This window comes from Microvirga calopogonii (genome assembly GCF_003347665.1).
GTDB lineage: Bacteria > Pseudomonadota > Alphaproteobacteria > Rhizobiales > Beijerinckiaceae > Microvirga > Microvirga calopogonii.
Genome location: NZ_QDGA01000033.1, coordinates 35599 through 52675, shown reverse-complemented (window position 1 = coordinate 52675; position 17077 = coordinate 35599). Strand labels below are relative to the sequence as shown.

At 60.7% G+C, this 17077-nt stretch carries 17 protein-coding genes and 4 pseudogenes; 10 read left to right on the top strand and 11 right to left on the bottom strand.

The genetic code is table 11. The features are described from left to right. Positions 1–8: 8 nt before the first annotated feature. Positions 9–1148 (top strand): ATP-binding protein, encoded by a 1140-nt coding sequence (locus DDF70_RS21035; RefSeq protein ID WP_114946790.1) that lies wholly within the window; start codon positions 9–11, stop codon positions 1146–1148. A 257-nt stretch (positions 1149–1405) separates the two neighbouring features. Here the strand turns inward: DDF70_RS21035 and DDF70_RS21030 are convergent. Together DDF70_RS21030 and DDF70_RS21025 are read right to left on the bottom strand one after the other, a co-directional pair. After that, positions 1406–1585: pseudogene (locus DDF70_RS21030) on the bottom strand (antitoxin Xre/MbcA/ParS toxin-binding domain-containing protein); the annotation flags it as partial. Positions 1586–1735: 150 nt separating this feature from the next. Then, entirely contained in the window at positions 1736–2575 is an 840-nt protein-coding gene (locus tag DDF70_RS21025) for a DUF4238 domain-containing protein (RefSeq protein ID WP_114946782.1), read from the bottom strand. Between DDF70_RS21025 and DDF70_RS21020 the strand changes: the two are divergent. Both DDF70_RS21020 and DDF70_RS21015 read left to right on the top strand, forming a co-directional pair. Next, positions 2564–4630, top strand: a pseudogene (locus DDF70_RS21020) (response regulator); the annotation flags it as partial. The gene DDF70_RS21025 and the pseudogene DDF70_RS21020 sit on opposite strands and share 12 nt — an antisense overlap. A gap of 248 nt (positions 4631–4878) precedes the next feature. Next, positions 4879–6012 carry a sensor histidine kinase gene (locus tag DDF70_RS21015; RefSeq protein ID WP_114946781.1) on the top strand — a complete coding sequence of 378 codons (1134 nt, stop codon included), beginning with the start codon at positions 4879–4881 and terminating at the stop codon, positions 6010–6012. Between the two features lie 624 nt (positions 6013–6636). Here the strand turns inward: DDF70_RS21015 and DDF70_RS21010 are convergent. After that, positions 6637–6870, bottom strand: a complete 234-nt coding sequence (locus DDF70_RS21010; protein ID WP_114946780.1) for a hypothetical protein — start codon at positions 6868–6870, stop codon at positions 6637–6639. On the opposite strand from DDF70_RS21010, the gene DDF70_RS21005 reads away from it, so the two are divergent. Further along, on the top strand, positions 6854–7081 hold the full coding sequence (locus tag DDF70_RS21005; protein ID WP_114946779.1) for a hypothetical protein: 228 nt from the start codon (positions 6854–6856) through the stop codon (positions 7079–7081). The genes DDF70_RS21010 and DDF70_RS21005 overlap by 17 nt on opposite strands. 326 nt (positions 7082–7407) lie before the next feature. Beyond that, complete coding sequence (locus DDF70_RS36775; RefSeq protein WP_162820552.1) at positions 7408–7548, top strand: hypothetical protein; 141 nt, start codon at positions 7408–7410, stop codon at positions 7546–7548. Positions 7549–7624: 76 nt separating this feature from the next. Here DDF70_RS36775 and DDF70_RS21000 read toward each other — a convergent pair. The 3 genes and pseudogenes from DDF70_RS21000 to DDF70_RS20990 all read right to left on the bottom strand — a co-directional run. Then, positions 7625–7933 (bottom strand): annotated as a pseudogene (locus DDF70_RS21000) (IS66 family transposase); the annotation flags it as partial. 257 nt (positions 7934–8190) lie between these two features. Beyond that, positions 8191–8532: a cupin domain-containing protein gene (locus tag DDF70_RS20995; protein WP_114946778.1), complete on the bottom strand. Its 342-nt coding sequence runs from the start codon at positions 8530–8532 to the stop codon at positions 8191–8193. Between the two features lie 20 nt (positions 8533–8552). Beyond that, positions 8553–8750, bottom strand: coding sequence for a CsbD family protein (locus DDF70_RS20990; protein WP_114946777.1), 198 nt, complete (start codon positions 8748–8750; stop codon positions 8553–8555). Between the two features lie 116 nt (positions 8751–8866). Here DDF70_RS20990 and hpf point away from each other — a divergent pair, with 116 nt between their 5' ends. Then, complete coding sequence (gene hpf, locus DDF70_RS20985) at positions 8867–9301, top strand: ribosome hibernation-promoting factor, HPF/YfiA family (RefSeq protein WP_114946776.1); 435 nt, start codon at positions 8867–8869, stop codon at positions 9299–9301. A 673-nt stretch (positions 9302–9974) separates the two neighbouring features. Here the strand turns inward: hpf and DDF70_RS20980 are convergent. Both DDF70_RS20980 and DDF70_RS20975 read right to left on the bottom strand, forming a co-directional pair. Beyond that, entirely contained in the window at positions 9975–10574 is a 600-nt protein-coding gene (locus DDF70_RS20980; RefSeq protein WP_114946775.1) for a PAS domain-containing protein, read from the bottom strand. 265 nt (positions 10575–10839) lie between these two features. Continuing rightward, positions 10840–11133, bottom strand: coding sequence for a hypothetical protein (locus tag DDF70_RS20975; RefSeq protein ID WP_114946774.1), 294 nt, complete (start codon positions 11131–11133; stop codon positions 10840–10842). A gap of 384 nt (positions 11134–11517) precedes the next feature. Here DDF70_RS20975 and DDF70_RS20970 point away from each other — a divergent pair, with 384 nt between their 5' ends. Both DDF70_RS20970 and DDF70_RS38175 read left to right on the top strand, forming a co-directional pair. After that, complete coding sequence (locus DDF70_RS20970; RefSeq protein ID WP_114946773.1) at positions 11518–12495, top strand: MBL fold metallo-hydrolase; 978 nt, start codon at positions 11518–11520, stop codon at positions 12493–12495. Positions 12496–12712: 217 nt separating this feature from the next. Continuing rightward, positions 12713–12895 (top strand): annotated as a pseudogene (locus tag DDF70_RS38175) (hypothetical protein); the annotation flags it as partial. A gap of 463 nt (positions 12896–13358) precedes the next feature. Here DDF70_RS38175 and DDF70_RS20960 read toward each other — a convergent pair. Continuing rightward, the gene (locus tag DDF70_RS20960; protein WP_114946772.1) at positions 13359–13655 is read right to left on the bottom strand and encodes a hypothetical protein; all 297 of its coding nucleotides are present in this window, start codon (positions 13653–13655) and stop codon (positions 13359–13361) included. A 189-nt stretch (positions 13656–13844) separates the two neighbouring features. Between DDF70_RS20960 and DDF70_RS20955 the strand changes: the two genes are divergently transcribed. Together DDF70_RS20955 and DDF70_RS20950 are read left to right on the top strand one after the other, a co-directional pair. Further along, complete coding sequence (locus DDF70_RS20955) at positions 13845–14291, top strand: DUF6894 family protein (protein WP_114946771.1); 447 nt, start codon at positions 13845–13847, stop codon at positions 14289–14291. Positions 14292–14331: 40 nt separating this feature from the next. Next, on the top strand, positions 14332–15081 hold the full coding sequence (locus tag DDF70_RS20950) for a Crp/Fnr family transcriptional regulator (RefSeq protein ID WP_114946770.1): 750 nt from the start codon (positions 14332–14334) through the stop codon (positions 15079–15081). A 320-nt stretch (positions 15082–15401) separates the two neighbouring features. Here the strand turns inward: DDF70_RS20950 and DDF70_RS38170 are convergent, their stop codons facing one another. After that, the gene (locus tag DDF70_RS38170) at positions 15402–16511 is read right to left on the bottom strand and encodes a sensor histidine kinase (RefSeq protein ID WP_245435588.1); all 1110 of its coding nucleotides are present in this window, start codon (positions 16509–16511) and stop codon (positions 15402–15404) included. A 129-nt stretch (positions 16512–16640) separates the two neighbouring features. Next, positions 16641–17018: a response regulator gene (locus DDF70_RS20940; RefSeq protein WP_114946769.1), complete on the bottom strand. Its 378-nt coding sequence runs from the start codon at positions 17016–17018 to the stop codon at positions 16641–16643. Positions 17019–17077 lie beyond the last annotated feature (59 nt).

The window sequence follows — 17077 nt, the reverse complement described above, 5'->3', positions numbered from 1 at the left end:
CCGCCGAGCTGAACGAATTGCTCGACAGCTATCCTGCCGTCGCCCTCCTGGGCCCGCGGCAGGTCGGCAAAACGACACTGGCTCTGACCATCGGGGAGCACCGTCCGTCGATCTATCTCGACCTGGAATCCGATGCTGATCGCGCCAGGCTGTCAGAACCAGAACTCTATCTCGCCGGCCATGAAGACAAGCTTGTCATTCTTGACGAAGTCCAGCGGCTACCGGATCTGTTTCAGAACTTGCGCGGTCTGATCGACCGCGGTCGCCGCAAGGGGCGGCGGACGGGCCGCTTCCTGCTCCTCGGATCCGCGTCACTCGATCTCCTGAAGCAGTCGGGCGAAAGCTTAGCCGGGCGGATCGCCTATCTCGAAATGCACCCGATCGATGGATTGGAGGTTCCGGCTTCAGACTTGAACCGATTGTGGCTGCGTGGTGGCTTCCCGGACAGCTATCTGGCCACCAGTGATCGTATCAGCCAACGGTGGCGACAGGATTTCATCCGAACCTACCTGGAACGCGATATCCCCCTGCTGGGGCCTCGCATTCCGGCCGAGACCTTGCGTCGCTTCTGGACCATGCTGGCACATCATCAGTCCGGACTCCTCAATGCCGCCGAATTCGCACGTGCACTTGGCGTGGACGGAAAGACCGTGGCGTCCTACCTCGACCTGCTGGTCGACCTGCTGCTCGTGCGGCGACTGGAACCCTGGCACGCCAATGTGGGCAAACGCCTCGTCAAATCCCCGCGCATCTATGTCCGCGACAGCGGCATCACTCATACCCTGCTTGGACTTGCAACGCAGGATGATGTGCTGGGTCACCCTGTGGCCGGAGCCAGTTGGGAGGGCTTTGTCATCGAAACTCTGATCGCCGCCGCCCCTTCCGACACGCAGGCAAACTTCTACCGAACATCCGCAGGCGCGGAAATTGACCTACTCATCACCTTGCCTGGTCGTCGCCCGTGGGCCATTGAGATCAAACGTAGTCTGGCGCCAAAGGTAGAGAAGGGTTTCTATCACGCCTGTGAGGATCTCAAACCCGAACGCCGCATCGTTGTCTATCCAGGAAACGGGTCTTTTCCTCTAAAGGATGACATTGAGGTGATGCCGTTGCCAGCCCTCGGTCAGGCACTGTTGGCGGAAAAATGACCTTCGCGTCAAAACTTCTAGCCACACCTCCACACCAAAATCCGAATAGCCGGAAATTGAGCCTAACGATCGGCTTCTGACCATCCCGGCTCATCATCTCTTCGTGCTTCGGTCCGCGGGAACAATCGCTCCAGTTCGCTTGGCCCGGAGGCGGGCTATGACATCAGCCACAGGCTTAGTCCTGCCGGCCGCCACGTCCTGATTGCCCAAGGACAGGATTTTCAACAGTGTCAGTGTTTCCGGCGGTGTGCTTTGGCTCATGCATAAACCCCGGATTTTACCGCCTCCAGATAGGCCAGGACCTTATCCGCCTTGCCCTCTTGGACGAGGTCATAGGCTGTCTTTCCAGCCCAGCCCGGAATTGGCTGCTGCTCGAACCAGGTTAAGGCGCGCCGCTCATCGCCCGCCATTTCCCCTGCTAGCGTGAGGATTCGGACCTTCGCATCTTCCATCCCAAACCACCTAGGCAGGACTCACCGCCGCAAGTATATGCCAAGTCCAATGCCTGTACGATCCACAAGCTCGATGGCGCGGCCGGTCGTGGCCTCCGCAATAAGCCGCACAGACTGATGCGCTTTGGAGCCAAGTTATCGAGGAGCCCGCAGAGACTCGATTAGGTCCCTTGATCCAGAGGCCAGCATTGTGCTCCGGCTGAAGATGCCTTGGTTGACCTTGCGGACCTGAAAGTCTTCCAAGACGATGATCTGCACCTCGCCGGGCCTCCCATACGGCGTTATCGCCACGTCCCGTGCGATCGGGAGCCACAACTCGACCTCAGGATTCCCGAGAGATGACCCGTTCCGGGTTCCCATTCTTGCCATGGGGTTGCTACCCAGCACGAATGACTTGGCCTCACGCCGCGGGACCGCTATGACAAGGCCCCTCGCCTGAAGCACCTCCATCACCATCGTTGCGGGATCAAACAGCGATCCGACGATTGCATCCTTCTTTATGCGTTCCACCGCGTCCTCATCCGTGACCTGCTGACGGAGGTGGGCGGGAATGGGCCGGCCGATCTCGGACTCCAGCGATGCGAGAACCTCTTCTATCCGAGCTGGGAAATTCTTGATGTCCTCGATCTCCCCGAAGAAGTCCGGAACCCGCTTTTGCTGGTAGAAGAAAAAGTGGTTCCAAATCTCAAGTTCGGTTGGGCTCAGGCTCGGGACCCGGCGCGAGCGCGCTGAGAGCACCATCTTTTCGATAATCGGATCGGTTAGACTCTCCACCTTGGAATAGTGCAATTCGAGCGCTGGGTTCTTCGATCCATCGACTTCCACGGACGAGTAAAGGTGCCCCTCGACGAACACGTTCCCCGGCTTAGTGGCGACGATCCCTCTGTCCGGCCTCTCTTTGCTGTAGAACCGGTCAACATTCAGCGAGAGCCCGACGGGCCCTTGGAGCAGCGGTTCCTCAACCTCGTCTATCAACCGATCATTGAGGCTGACGGGTCCGTCTCAGGCATCTTCGCCGAGGGGCACGATGTTACCCATCAGATGCGTGCCGAGCAGGCCCTGCGTCAGCTAAACGAGACGCTGGAGCAGCAGGTCAAGGAACGCACCTACGAGCGCGACCTGGTCTGGCGCATGAGCCAGGATCTATTTTTGCTTTGTGGCCTCGATGGCTTTTACCGCAGCGTCAATCCGGCTTGGGCTGAGGCGCTCGGCTACCAGCCGGCGGAACTCGTCGGCAAGCGCTTCGATGCCCTGGCGCATCCGGACGATCTCGCCGCGACACAGTCGCAGTTCGAACGGCTGACAGCCGGCCAGATCGTCCGTGACTTCGATATGCGCGTGCGAGCCAAGGACGGCTCCTACCGTTGGTACAGTTGGTACTGTGTCCCGGAAGGCGACCAGTTCTACGCCGCCGGCCGCGACATCACCGAGCGCAAGCAGTTCGAGGAGCATCTGCGCAGCTCACAGAAAATGGAGGCGCTGGGCCAGCTCACGGGCGGTGTTGCCCACGACTTCAACAACCTGCTCCAGGTGATCAGCGGCAACCTGCAACTCCTGACGAAGGACATCGCGGGGAACGAGCGCGCCGAGGCGCGGGTGCAGAACGCGCTCGCAGGCGTCACGCGCGGCTCCAAGCTGGCGTCCCAGCTCCTGGCCTTCGGGCGGCGTCAGCCGCTGGAGCCGAAGGTCGTCAATGTCGGCCGCTTCATCAAGGGCATGGACGACATGCTGCGCCGGGCGCTCGGCGAGGAGATCGAGGTGGAAACCGTGATTTCCGGCGGTCTCTGGAGCACCCAGATCGATCCGGGCCAGATCGAGAATGCGATCCTGAACCTGGCGATCAATGCCCGTGACGCGATGAATGGGCAGGGACGCCTCACCATCGAGGCCGGTAATGCCCTGCTCGACGATCGCTATGCCCGCCAGCATGACGTCGCGGCCGGCCAGTACGTGATGCTGGCGGTAACCGACACCGGCAGCGGCATCCCACCGGACGTGCTGGAACGGGTGTTCGAGCCCTTCTTCAGCACCAAGCCGGAGGGCAAGGGCACCGGCCTGGGCCTGTCGATGGTCTATGGCTTCGTCCGGCAGTCCGGCGGCCACATCAAGATCTACAGCGAGGTCGGCCAGGGCACGACGGTGAAGATCTACCTGCCGCGTGTGCATGAGCTGGAGGATGTGCTGACCGACCTTCGTGCCGCGCCCGTGCGGGGCGGAACCGAGACCATCCTGGTGGTGGAGGACGACGACGAGGTCCGCGAGACGGCGGTCGCGCTCCTGGCGGACCTCGGCTATCGTGTGCTCAAGGCTCGCGACGCGACGAGCGCCTTGAGCATCATCGAGAGCGGGCTGGAGATCGATCTCCTGTTCACCGACGTGGTCATGCCAGGGTCCCTGAGGAGTCCTGAACTCGCCCGCAAGGCGCGGCTGCGCCTGCCGCACATGGCGGTGCTGTTCACCTCAGGCTACACGGAGAACGCCATCGTGCACGGCGGCCGCCTCGATCCCGGCGTGGAGCTTCTGCCGAAGCCGTATTCACGGGAGGACCTGGCCCGCAAGATCCGTCATGTTCTGGCCAACCAGCAGCAGCGCAACCGCGCCGCATCCGCGCCTTCTCCCCAGGCCGGGGCGACAGCGACGAAGGTGGCGAACATCGCACATTGGACGGTGCTGCTGGTCGAGGACGACGACCTCATTCGGAGCAGCACGGCCGAGATGCTGGCGGAACTCGGTCATGCGGTACTCGAGGCCGGGGATGCGGCATGGGCCCTGAAGCTGCTCGAAGCCAGTTCCGTCGACATCCTGGTTGCTGATGTCGGGCTGCCCGATCTTTCGGGAGCCGAACTGGTACGGCGTGCCATGAGGATCCGGCCGGGCCTGGGCCTCGTCTTCGCCACCGGAGACGAGGCCGTATCGGCCGAGCCAGACCTGAGAAGCGCTGTTCTTCTGGTGAAGCCTTATTCCGAGGAGGACTTGGCGCAGGCCTTGGCTTCCGCCGTCAGGAAATCGAAGCTGGATGCGGCGGAGTGATCCGCCGTCGACCTGTAGGGTCGGCCGTTCCCCGGCCGGCTATAATCTCGTAACCGTCCGCATCTCCCATCAGATCGACGGGGACAGATCCCCATCGATCATGCGGCATCGCCAAGAGTTCAGAAGTACCCGATCGGGGCCGCTGCTGATTGGCGCACGGAACCAACTTCTTTATTTCTGAGTTCTCGGACTGCCCAGGTTGACCCCTACGACCGGGGCAGGATCGATGTGTATACACCAGAGTACCCATGCCGAAGCCTACGCCACCTTCCGAGTGCACCAGCTTCCGCCGCACGCCCGCGGGAGACCTAGTGAATGCGATCGAGCGTCTGGCGAGCGCGGGGGAGATCGAAGATGTGGTCGAGGTGGTCCGATCGACGGCGCGCCGGTTGATCGGATCCGATGGCATTGCGGTCATCCTGCGAGAGGGCGACGCCTGCCGTTATGTGGAGGAAGACGCCGTCGGCCCGCTCTGGAAAGGCCGCAACTTTCCGCTTTCGTCGTGCATCAGCGGCTGGGCCATGCTCCATCGCCGGACGGTTGTGATCGCCGACATTCGCCGTGACGATCGGATCCCGCAGGACCTCTACCGTGAAACCTTCGTGCGCAGCCTCGTGATGGCGCCTGTGCGGTCCGAGGATCCGATCGGCGCGATCGGCGCTTACTGGAGCCAAGTCTACGAGCCAACATCCGACGAGGTCGAGATCCTGGAAACCCTCACCCGGGCGACCGCGACCGCGATGGAGAATGTGCGCCTGGTGAAGGCCCTGTCGCGAGCCCTTGAGGAGGCGGAGTTCGCGCGTGACGAGCTTCGGCACCGGGTGAAGAACGCCTATACCGCAACGGAGGCACTCGCGAGGTTGACCTTGCCGCCGGAACACGCGCGAGCGCTCTCCGCGCGGATCGCCGCCCTGGCTCGCGCACACGATCTGCTGGATCGGAAACTGGCGCACCAGGACCAGATCACGTTGGGCGAGCTCGTAGAGGCCGAACTCGAACCCTATAATGTGGATGCCCCCGGACGGTTCACCGTAGCGGGCCCGGTGGTCACACTACCAGGCCCGCAGGCGCTGGCTCTCGGCCTTGCTCTCAACGAACTCGCGACGAACGCGCTCAAATACGGCGCGCTCTCTATCCCGACGGGCCGGTTAGAGGTGAGCTGGAGCCGGGATGCTCAGCATCTGGTGCTGGAGTGGCGCGAATCCGATGGACCAATGGTGAGAGGCGCCGCGCTCGAGAGCTTCGGCTCCCGATTGCTGAAGCGGCTGGTGGAGGGTCAGCTCGGCGGTTCATTGCGTCGGCACCTGCAAGGTTCTGGCGTGACTTGTGTCATCGAATTCGCCGCACCGGTCATGATTGGCTCTGACCGAGTCGACACGTAGCGGCCACAGCCAATCAATGGGACGGGATAGGCAGCCGTGGCATAGCGCAGACAGCGGCTCCACGGCGCCCGAACAACGGGGCGTTGCGTCCACAACGGGCTGGACTGCGGCGACAGCCTGCGCCCCAAGGTGGCTCTCGTATTGCAACGGCCAGTATCATCCTGGATGACTGACAAGCCGGTGCGTCGCTGATGATCATTGCACGCAAAAGGGTCCACGTGTCTGCAATCGCAGGACAGAACCAAGGTCTGGGAAGGTCCGCGTCGGTCAACCTCGGCCGTTAAGCGCGGCCTTAACAAGGTCCGCTCTTCACCTTTGACCTGCCCTCCCCTCCCGCCGTAGACGCCCGTCAGGGCCATCGAAAGTCTCCTGCCCTTGCTCTTATACCGACAGAGGGCGCGAGGTCTCTGCGGTCGAGGCTCCTCTCAGGAGAGCATGAGGTTTCCTGGGGCAGGTATGAAGCGCTGGAGTGCAGTCCCATTCGATGCCAGCGTCAACGTGTTGCAAGGGTGGCTCTTGAAACAAACCCATGACTGAGAGCCCCACAATTCCTTATGCTCTCCAGGATATCAGCCATAGCTCACACCTGGGGATAGCGGTTTGCCTCCCGGATGGCTCATCCCATCAGGCTTTCACCGGCGGGATCCGCGCCAGCCAGGTAACCGAGGCGAAGGCACCGATCCAGGAGCCGGGGGCTGCGAAGGCGACGTAGACTGCCTGCTCCGTGGAGCTGATCACCGCAAAGGCAGAGAGCAGGTACCAGATGCCGCTCCAATTCGCCGCCCGGATCCGGTGCCGGGCCACCACGGCCGCATTGAAAAACACGTAGGCTGCATCGGTCGTGGCCGTTGCCAGCACTACAGCTTTGAAGGGAGGGCTGCTGCATTTTCTCGCCCTCGGCGGGTTGCTGTTTGCCGCCTATGCCGCCCTTCTCCCAGGTGAGGAGACCGGCACGTCATTGCCGGTCATCCGGATCACCGCTGCGGATACCGAATGGCTGAAGGAGATGTGGGCACGCCAATGGCGCCGCCCGCCGACCAATGCGGAACTCAGCGTTCTTGTCGCCTGAAGGAAGAGGTGCTCGCCCGCGAGGCCCGCGCCCTCCAACTTAACGTCGGCGACACGGTCATCCGCCGGCTTGCGCGAAAGATGGCCATTCTGCTCGATGACACGATCCGCACCGCCTGAGGCCCAGTTGCGTGCCGTTTACGAGACGCACCCCGACCTTGTCCGCACATCAGGGCACGTGTCCAGCGATGCCAATCTCAAACGCAGAACGAAACTTGCAAACGGCAGCTTCGTGTCAGAGCTCGGCATCTGAACAGCGGGCGAGAGGTTGGAACCGTGTCTGCGAGGCGCCGTTACAACGAGACATCAAGATCCGGGAGATTAACAATGGGCAAAGGCAGTGAGAAGCATCGCAGCAATGCGAAAAAGAACAAGCTGCGCGACAAGGCTAAGAGGTTGATCGACGAGGGAAAGAAGATGACAGGCGAGCTTGTGAGGTATGATCCTCGCCATAAGAAGGCGACTTGATCCATCACCCTTCGTTGCCGCTTGGACCTTCGGTGCTCTGGCAACATGTAATCGGGGCAGTTTCGGGGGCCAAGCCTCAGGCTGAGTGGATGAGATCGGCCAGCGGCGAGATCTTCGGCTGATCCGTGTTCAGGCCGAGCCGATCCCCGAGATAGGTGAAGAACGACAGCCCGAGCTTGCGGCAGGTCTTCGACAGCCCCAGCATCACATCCCGGGCCAGGCGACCATCGGCGCTCATCGTGCCACCAGAGATCTTGCGCTTGATCACGCAGGCACGCAGGTCGTTCTCGGATGCATTGGTGTGCAGCGGGATCTCCGGCCGCTCAAGCACCCGCAGCAATTCGTTCTTCCGCCGCGCCAGCCGGGCGGGAAACTGAGCAATCGCTGAAGCCCAATGACGGCCAACGGCCATCAACATATGGGGAACCCTGCTCCCACATCTTTGTTGGCCCGACATATTCGCTCTCGTTGAAGGGTCAGTCAGATGATCTGCGCATTTTGCAAGCAAGAGGTCGATGAACCCTGCCAGAGTACCGTTGAGATGCGGCGGCGGGCCAGTGAACACATTGAGCAGTGCGACAGGGCTCTTAAGAACCTGAAAGGGGTTGTGTTCGGCTAACCGTGGCGGTTGGCACAGTGAGGCTAGGACTTTTCGCGGCCATGTACCTGAGCAGGAGGAGAGGTCGCTTCGACAGCGGTGAAAGCCTCCAGAATGCGGTCGGTATGCTCGGCTCCTGCGGGTACCACCCACGAGTCGCCCGGTTCCAGCCGCACGGTCTGCCCCTCGATCACCAGTTCCGCCCGTCCGGAGATCACGTAGCCGACCATCTCATATTCATGTTTATGGCTGGGCTTGTCCTCAGTTGGGGGCTCATCCCGCCACAGCCGCATGGACATCCGTTTGCCTGACGCGAGGTAGACCTCGCCCTGGTCACCGGTTGGTGAGTGGGCGCTGCTCACCTTGGTTACGGTTGTGTCAGTCATATCACCCTCCTGTGCTCAGCCTAAAGATGATGCTCCCACTCTCGGACCTCCTGCTGCGCCCGATCATGAGCATAGCCATAGCGCTCTTGCGGGCACGCGATAAGGGTCTCGCGATGGCCTTTGATGCGGGCGATGTCCTCGTCCGTCAGCCGGTTCCAGTGGAGCTTCACATGACGCTGGAACTGCTTCCAGTTGGCCTGGACGTGACCCCAACTCATGATCGCCTCCTGGAGGTCTGCCGGAAGCAAACTACATAGACAGAAGAAGTTCCGCACGAACTTGAGAACGGCACGTCTCGCGACCACTCACCTAGAAACCGGACAGGGAGGGTGCCATGAAGCTAGAGAGCGTCGATAAAGCGATCACGATCCAAAGCTCGAATGTCCACCTGGGTGATGGATTACCCGACCACGCCCGTGAGAGCATTCTGCGGGTGGCCAGCAAATATTTCGGACGGCTGAACACAGCATCGGCTCACTTCAGCAAGGAAGGGATCACCTACCGCTGTAGCGTAAACATGCAGATGGGCGGTCTGCCGATGAAGAACGCCGAGGCCAAAGACAAGGACATCTATCTCGCCTTCAACGCCGCTCTCGATAAGGTCGGCAAACAGCTTCGCCGCGCCAAGCGCGAGCTTCGCGAGGATAAGGGCGAGCGCGTCGATAAGGATGGGGTCCTGCGCGAGCGGATCAGCACGGCAGAAACGGAACCGGAGGCCCAAGCCGATGGCAGCTTTGCAGAACCGGAAGAACAGGACCTTCCCACCTGAGGTGCGGTGATCGGCGGTTAGCACAGGTGGCGCTCTTGTCTATAGGCAGCGTTCCTTGATCAGATGGTCCCGCCTGTTGCAATGAGCCGTAGGAGTGGAGACTAGCCTGCACTCCAGTGCCTCTTTTCATCCATTCGCGCTCAGTACCGTTGGCGGACGACAAAACCGCGTCGAGCGCAAAAGAAAACCCGGCGCTCGACGAGGCCGGGTTCCAGAACACTGCTCTGGAAAGGTGTGGACCCAATGCACAAGGGAATGCGGGGAGAAAATGCGGGTCCTGATGCCTCTTCAATGGGCTCAACCACCAAGGGTTCCCGCTGAAAGTCACCGCTCTTCAACCGCATAGCTGAAACTGGCCCGATCTCTGAGAGTTCATCGCCCAACCGGACGAGCATCGGGACAACATGAAATGTGTCCTCTTACACCAGCCTGGAGCGTATCCTCATGGACACGGCGGAGCGTCGGCTCGGGCGTGTTGAGCTTCAGCATACCCTGACCGGCATCCCGGCGGTCTGGCTTGCTGCCTTAGGGCAGGCCCTCCGGGCAAGCCTACAATGGCATGATGCAGGAGGATGTCTCGGAACGTTTCAGACCCTTGGTCGAGCAGATTGAATACGCCGAGCGGGACGCCATGCATGCCAGCAAGCGGTAATCGGCAGTCCCTGACCCTGCATCAGTCCTGAGAGCCTCGGGTCAGTGATCGTGTGGAATCGCGAACAAGTCGTAGGTCCGTTTGGGCTTCCTTGACAAGCTTCCGTGCCTCCAGACAGGCACGCTCAGCCCGGAAGAGAAGGCTTTCTCGAAGCGGCTCAGGCTTGGGCTCAAGGATTTGCTCTGTTACGTCGATCACATGATGGACAACAGCGATTACCGAACCGGCATCATCGGCAATCGTCCAGTTGACCGGGCTCCAATAGCGGACCTCCCACACCCCATCTGGGCCTTTGATGTCGTAGCGCTGGAGCGGCATGACATCACGTTGGATGGATGTGAGCGCGCGCTCGAACGAGGCGCTGAGATTGCGGACCCCCGTGGCTTCGTCATCAAGTGGGTTGTCGGGGAAGGCATCGAACATGTCGAAGCCGACCAACGCGTCGCGCCTGCGCAGGGTCGCCGACATGTAGGCTTCGTTGACCCCAGCGATCCTCAGAGTTGGCGAGAGGATGAGGTAAGGGTGAGGCGCTCCCTCGAACATGCCTCGGTAGATCGCCTCGGCCAGCCTCATCTGCGTGCCCGTCGTCCGGAAGTTAGGCTCGTTTAACGCGTCGCTCATGGTCCTTTCCCACTCATGACACCGTCTGCCGAACGCATCCCGTGCGGCAGGATTACCTATTCTACAAGATGGTGGCGTTCCGACCAAACTCGTCGAGTTGTCGCGATCCAAATCCGCGACAGTCACGCTTCGCGTAAGCTGAACTGTATTATCAGGATGCTGCTAGACTCCTACGATTAGCTTATCGGCTCCCATGATTAGTTTATGATGGGGGTGAAAAAATAAGGCTCTTCTTCTTCAAAGGCAAAGGAATGCTCACCAGTGGTCATCGCGGACGGCGACTTCCGAGCGTTGCCTGCTCGGCGTCGGCTCGCCAGCGTGTCCTGAACTCGACGGTTTGCCGTATCCACGCTACGGCGTCCTCAAGCGTCGAAAACACCTCGTGCTTTTGGAAGATTGGGCCGAATCCTGCTTCCACGAACCATTGCCCGTGAAGCTCGGACTGCGGGTACTCGTCCGACAGGCGGACCAGCACCGCGATCAGTTTGCCGTCCACCAGCACTAGCCGTCCATCCTCTTCGGATTTGCCGGTTTCGACACGGATCGGCTGCCACGTCACCTCGACCGTAGGGACCCTCCGATCCGTTCGTTCACTTGAAACACAAGAAATATCTACCAACCGAACCGGGGCGGCAATGTTTCGGCAAGGCAGGTGCTCCATATCTGGGGAATGAGGCTGTCCGCACAGGTCGCCCACTCTCATGACAACCTGGACAGTCATGTCGTGCGGCCACTCGGGCGGCTCGTGCTGCCAGCCTTCGCGTCCGCCTGATCGCCTCCGAGCATGAAGACGCACGGAGAGATCGGCTGATGACGTTTCGTCCGACGCCCGAGCAGGCCGAGGCTCTCAACCGAGCCTGTCGGCAGTTTGGGATCGAACTCGTCGGGCCACCCTTGTCGTAATGCCACTAACGGCGGATGCGTCAGGAATGAGAGGTGCCCCATGGCTACTGCTATCTCGGTTGATCGGGTCGAGGTCCACGTCCTGGTAGACAACGTGACCGACAGCCTGTCCACGGTCCCAAGTCATGTCGAGAACGAGTGGAGCTATTTATGGCGGCATGGGATGCGCAAGCTTTCAGGCCGGTGCATCTGCTGTGCCGCCCATGGTCTGTCGTGCCTCATCACGGCTTCTCGCGGGACGAGCACGCACACGGTCCTCTTCGATACGGGGCCAGAGGAGGAGACTTTCGAGCGCAACGTCTCACGCCTTGGGATCGACCTCGGCATCGTCGAAGGGATCGTTCTCTCCCACGGGCACTGGGATCATGCAGGCGGAATGCTGCGGGCTCTCGATCTCATCCGGGAGCGCAATGGTGAACGGGAGGTTCCCTTCTATGCACACCCTGGCATGTACGCGACCCGCGCCATGAAGCAGCCGGATGGCAGCATGCGGCTTATGGAAGACATCCCCAGCGTTGAGGCTCTAACCGCGCACGGAGCGAAGGTGATCAACACGACCGAACCTCAGAGCCTCTCGGGGGAAATGTTCTATGTCAGTGGGGAAATTCCGCGCGTGACGCCCTTTGAGCATGGCTTTCCTGGTCAGTACCGCCAGACAGATGATGGCGGGTGGGAGCCTGATCCCCTGCTCATGGACGAGCGCTGGGTTGCGGCCAACGTGAAGGACAAGGGTCTCATCGTATTCACGGCCTGCTCGCATGCCGGGGTGGTCAATGTCCTCAAGCATGCTCAGGACTCTTTTCCCGATGTGCCGCTCCATGCGGTCATCGGCGGGTTCCATCTCTCGGGCAGGAACGAGAAGATCATCCCCGAAACAGTTGAGGGTATGAGAGCGTTCGACCTCAAGACCATAGCTGCCGCCCATTGCACCGGATGGCGGGCGATCATGGCCCTAACGCAGGCGTTTGGCGAACCGGTAATTGCCCCCTCGGCTGTCGGCAAACGGTATACTTTCTGATGCAGCACTCTGCTCCGTGTGGGTCCTCAAAACCAACAGCATAAGGTTTGCTGCCACAAGGTCTGGAAACTTGGCAAGAGCGAAGAGTGGGCAGACTAAGCTCGTCAGCCAAGCTCCTTGCATGGGGTAAGCCCATCCGGGAACGGTGCTCGCAGGCTTGGCGTTACAATTCGTGCAGGTTGCCAACAGCCTGCTCTGAGCGTCCCGGAGGGCTCGTATGGTGAACGCATCTGGTGTCAGCAGCCAATCCACTCCCGACCAAGAGGAGCGTCAGTCTGCGGAGTGTCCCCCAGACAACAAACTGCCTGAGAACTCGCAGGAAAACCTCGATGCACGGCTCGACCATGCCATCGAGGAGACCTTCCCAACGAGTGATCCGGTCTCGGTGACCATCACCAAAGGCCCTGAGCCTGATCGTCCTGATCAGCAAGCTGGTGCCCCAACGGCGGAAGAGCAGCAGAGCCAACCGGAGCAGGGCTCAAACGAGCATGTTCTGGATCAGGTGCGGGAAGCGCTCAACGATGTCGCCGGAAGTGCCGCCGAAGCCGTAGGGCCTGTGTACAGCCAAGGCGAGCGCTACGTGCGGCAAGCGGGCGAACGCTATCCGCAGGCCGAGCGATATGTCCGTGAGGGGCAAAGCCTTGTGACCCGCTATTCGGCGGGAAATCCGCTCCTCTCGCTCTTCATGGCAGGAGCTATCGGCTATGCCTTGGCCTGGATGATCCATGGGCAACGGCGCGGACGAGACGGAGACGTCCCGGATTATGGCCGAACGAACCGGGGCTATGCTCCCCATCGTGACAAGCAACGTAGGCAATAACCGCCAGACGATCTCCCCCAGAGCTATTGCCAGCCTCGGAACCTTAGTGCTGCAACCCAGGCAGGCTCTCGAACATCGACGCCAGGGTGATCTGCTGATGCAGATCGGCGAGGCGCTGGACGAGAGGCCCCCGTTCTTCGGCGTGGCGCGCTTCAAGATGCTCGACGAGGCGCACTCTGATCGCGTAAGGGCCAGACCAGCCTTTGAGGCATTCTCGGTCGTTCTCGTAGAAGGCTTCGACTTCGGACAGCACGGCTAACACCCGTTGTATCTCCGCGTTCAGAGCGCCGCGATCAGATTGCGACAGGGCCGCTGTTTCGTTTGCCAGGATGCGTGACATGGTAAGCCTCCCTCGTTTTTGTTCTTAGGAGCATTTTACACCCAGCGTGGCATTACGAACACTCGACTGTCTCGCAGCGCACCAGAGCGGCCTCGCGCCGCTCGGAGCGTCAAGGGCAACTTCGGGCCGCACTGGGTGTTGATCGGGAGCGCACTCTGCGAATGTTCCATGTGCAACGGAAGCCGCGTCATGCCCCGCTTCTATTTTCATCTCAGGACAGCGCAGGGTCTCAAGCCTGACGAGATCGGGCTTGAGCTTCCTGACGTAGAGACCGCCTACCTGGAGGCATTCCAGACGGCCCTGGAGATGTGGCCTGACCTGCTTCGGAAACGGGAAGACCCAACCCGGAACACATTTGAGATCACAGACGACCTCGGGCACGTGATCCAGACGCTTCCCTTTGCGGAGGTCCTCGACAGCACCAGAGGGCACACGGCTCGGCGGAAGCTGCCGCACCCGGCTCGAACAGCCCAGGCACTTGCTGACCGGACCCGGTGCTTGGCTGCCGCTCTTGACGAGCAGGTCAGGGCCGCTCGTGAGAGTATCCGCCATTCACAGGAGTTGCTGAGCGCGTCGCGCTCGAACCAGCGGAGAGTTACTGTTCCCTGGAAGGCTCATCCGGATGCGAAACCGTAGCCCTTCCTGTGGTATAATCAACAGCGCGGAGGATGCCGCCATGCTGAACCCGGTCATCCGCAAGCTGGAGAACTTCACCAAGCTCTCCGATGACGACAAACTGGCCCTAGACCAAGCCGCCCGTCAGGTCCGAGTCTATGGCTCGCGGGAGGACATCATCTCGGAAGGAGACCGCCCGGAGGCGGTCAACCTGCTGCTGGAAGGCTATGCCTGCCGCTACAAGCAGTTGGAGGATGGGCGACGGCAGATTATGGCCTACTTCGTGCCAGGAGACATGTGTGACATCAACGTGTTCATCCTGCGTCAGATGGATCATTCCATCGCTACGCTATCGCCTGCTACCGTCGCCCAGATTCCCCACGATACCATCCTCGACCTGATAGCGCAGCATCCACGCATCACCCAGGCGCTGTGGTGGTCCACCCTGGTGGATGAAGCGACCCTGCGGGAATGGGTGGTCAACGTCGGCCAGCGCAGTGCCTACGAGCGCATGGCCCACCTTCTGTGCGAGTTGTTCTTCCGGCTGCGGGCCGTGGGCCTGACCAACGGCAACTCCTGCATCCTGCCCGTCACGCAAAGCGAGTTGGGCGACACCCTCGGCCTGAGCACCGTTCACGTAAACCGCACGCTCCAGGACCTGCGGCGGGATCGTCTTCTCGAACTCAAGGGCAAGCATCTCTCCATACTCGACCTGAATGCCTTGCAAGAGGCTGCGCTGTTTAACCCCAACTACTTGCACTTGGAGCACGAGGGTGAGGCCCTGAATGCAAACAACGGGATGCGGGCGTGACACGAGGAGCCTTCAGGTAATGGACTGAACCTTACTCCAACTTCAGATCGTCAGGGTTTAGGTGCTACACGAGGATCGTTGTTGGATGCGGATACGAGGCATGGAAGGAAGACCGCCATGACAGGACGCATATTGTTATCGGGTTGCTGGTCACAGCATTGGCAGCCGTTGAGGTTTGGCGACTTCATGGAACGCCGCCCGCCAGACCGGCGTGAGAAGGTGGCGGACCTCCAGAGGGTCAAGCCATTTGCAGGCTCATGTTCTGCCGGGTTCAAGGTATGGGTGAAAGGGCTTGAGCGTTTCTGTTCTAAGTACGCAAGCTAATACGCTGGTACAAGCCGTTGCTCAACCAAGGGTGCATCCATTCTAAATTGCAATCCCTTAGTGTCGTACTGAACCTCCACATTGGCATTACACTGCATCGGCAGAACCCGTTGGAGAAGTGTCGAGCCAAAGCCTTGATGCTGGGGCTCATTCACAGGCGGACCACCAAACTCTCTCCATTCTAGGAGAACCCTCCTACCCCCATCAGTCTCAACCACGTTCCACCTGATCTGAATATATCCTCCAGGAACGGAAAGCGCCCCATACCGCACAGCATTGGTGGTCAGTTCGTGCAGCGCCATGCCGACCGGCACCGCCAGATCAGCCGATATCTCGACGTGTGGTCCGATGAGCATGAAGCGGGGCTGTCGGCTCTCGACGAACGGCTTCAACTCACTGAGAGCGATCTCCCGCAACGGTGCTTTCTGCCAGTAATCCTCGGTCAGCAAATTGTGGGTTTTCGCCAGGGAGATGATGCGGTTTGAGAAGGAGCAGTAGAACTCGTCGAAACTCCCGCTCGACCGACCCGTGGCTCCAACCAGGGCTTGGACAGTGGCGAGCGTGTTCTTCACCCGGTGATGAAGCTCACGCACCAGCAGCGCCTGCCGCTGCTCAGCCCTACGGCTGACCTCCAGCAGATCATCCCGTTCAGCAACCGCGCGGCGCAGTTCCAGGTGCGACATGACCTGCTGCGCCAGAGTTTCGAGGGTGAACGCCTGATCCGGCGTCAGGTCACGCGAGACCCGATCCAGAACGCAGAGCACCCCCAAGGGTAAGCCATCAGGCGTCCTCAGCACCGCCCCAGCATAGAAGCGTAGGTGCGGCTCACCGGTCACCAGCGGATTGGTGCTGAAGCGCAGGTCTTCGGTCAGATTTTGGGCCACGGTCAGCCCTGACCCCAAGATGGCGCTGAGGCAGATCGAGCGGTCGAGCGGCGTTTCGCGCACGCCAAGCCCCACCTCGGCCTTAAACCATTGCCTGCGGTCGTCAATGAGGCTGATGAGAGCAATGGGAGCCTGACAGATACGGGCGGCAAGCTGCACCAGAGCATCGAACTCGGGCTCGGGTGGCGTGTCGAGAACCCGGTAACTGCGCAGGGCAGCCAATCGGTCGCTCTCGTTCCATGGGACAGACGTTTGATCGTTCGACACCGAGGCTACTCACGCCACCACGGTGATGAGAACGGGCGACACGAGCGAGAGTTCAGGCCAACCCAGCCTCTTCCCCAGAAGAGTTTAGGGATGCCCCGCCACAAGCTTCTGACAGGCTTGGACCAGCACCGAGGGCGGAACCGGCTTCTCAATCCAGGTCAGATGATCAAACTCAGCCAGAAGTTGGCGATCCTCGTGATGGCCGGAATAGATCAGGAACGGGACCTCACGGCGGCTCAATTCCAGCGCAATCTCTCGACAGGGACCATCCTTCAGAGCCGCGTCCAGAATGGCTATGTCGGGCGTCTCGGTCCGGAGCCATTCCAAGGCAGCGGCACAGGTGGTGAAAGGGCCAGCCACCTCATAGCCTGCGTCCTGCAACTCGTCCTGGAGATCGAGCGCGATCAGGGCCTCATCCTCCAAGACGAGGGCACGCGCTTTGCCATGAGCCTGCTGGGTCATCTGACAAGCCTTCACCCAACCGGCTTGAATCTAGCCTGAACAGGCAAGCTTGACGATCA

Excerpts from the sequence above, each read along its gene's own strand:
- DDF70_RS20950 (WP_114946770.1), top strand. The coding sequence starts at position 14,332 with ATGCTGAACCCGGTCATCCGCAAGCTGGAGAACTTCACCAAGCTCTCC.
- DDF70_RS20955 (WP_114946771.1), top strand. The coding sequence starts at position 13,845 with ATGCCCCGCTTCTATTTTCATCTCAGGACAGCGCAGGGTCTCAAGCCT.
- DDF70_RS20970 (WP_114946773.1), top strand. The coding sequence starts at position 11,518 with ATGGCTACTGCTATCTCGGTTGATCGGGTCGAGGTCCACGTCCTGGTA.
- DDF70_RS20990 (WP_114946777.1), bottom strand. The coding sequence starts at position 8,750 with ATGAGTTGGGGTCACGTCCAGGCCAACTGGAAGCAGTTCCAGCGTCAT.
- hpf (WP_114946776.1), top strand. The coding sequence starts at position 8,867 with ATGAAGCTAGAGAGCGTCGATAAAGCGATCACGATCCAAAGCTCGAAT.
- DDF70_RS20980 (WP_114946775.1), bottom strand. The coding sequence starts at position 10,574 with ATGAGCGACGCGTTAAACGAGCCTAACTTCCGGACGACGGGCACGCAG.
- DDF70_RS36775 (WP_162820552.1), top strand. The coding sequence starts at position 7,408 with ATGGGCAAAGGCAGTGAGAAGCATCGCAGCAATGCGAAAAAGAACAAG.
- DDF70_RS20995 (WP_114946778.1), bottom strand. The coding sequence starts at position 8,532 with ATGACTGACACAACCGTAACCAAGGTGAGCAGCGCCCACTCACCAACC.
- DDF70_RS20940 (WP_114946769.1), bottom strand. The coding sequence starts at position 17,018 with ATGACCCAGCAGGCTCATGGCAAAGCGCGTGCCCTCGTCTTGGAGGAT.
- DDF70_RS21015 (WP_114946781.1), top strand. The coding sequence starts at position 4,879 with ATGCCGAAGCCTACGCCACCTTCCGAGTGCACCAGCTTCCGCCGCACG.
- DDF70_RS20960 (WP_114946772.1), bottom strand. The coding sequence starts at position 13,655 with ATGTCACGCATCCTGGCAAACGAAACAGCGGCCCTGTCGCAATCTGAT.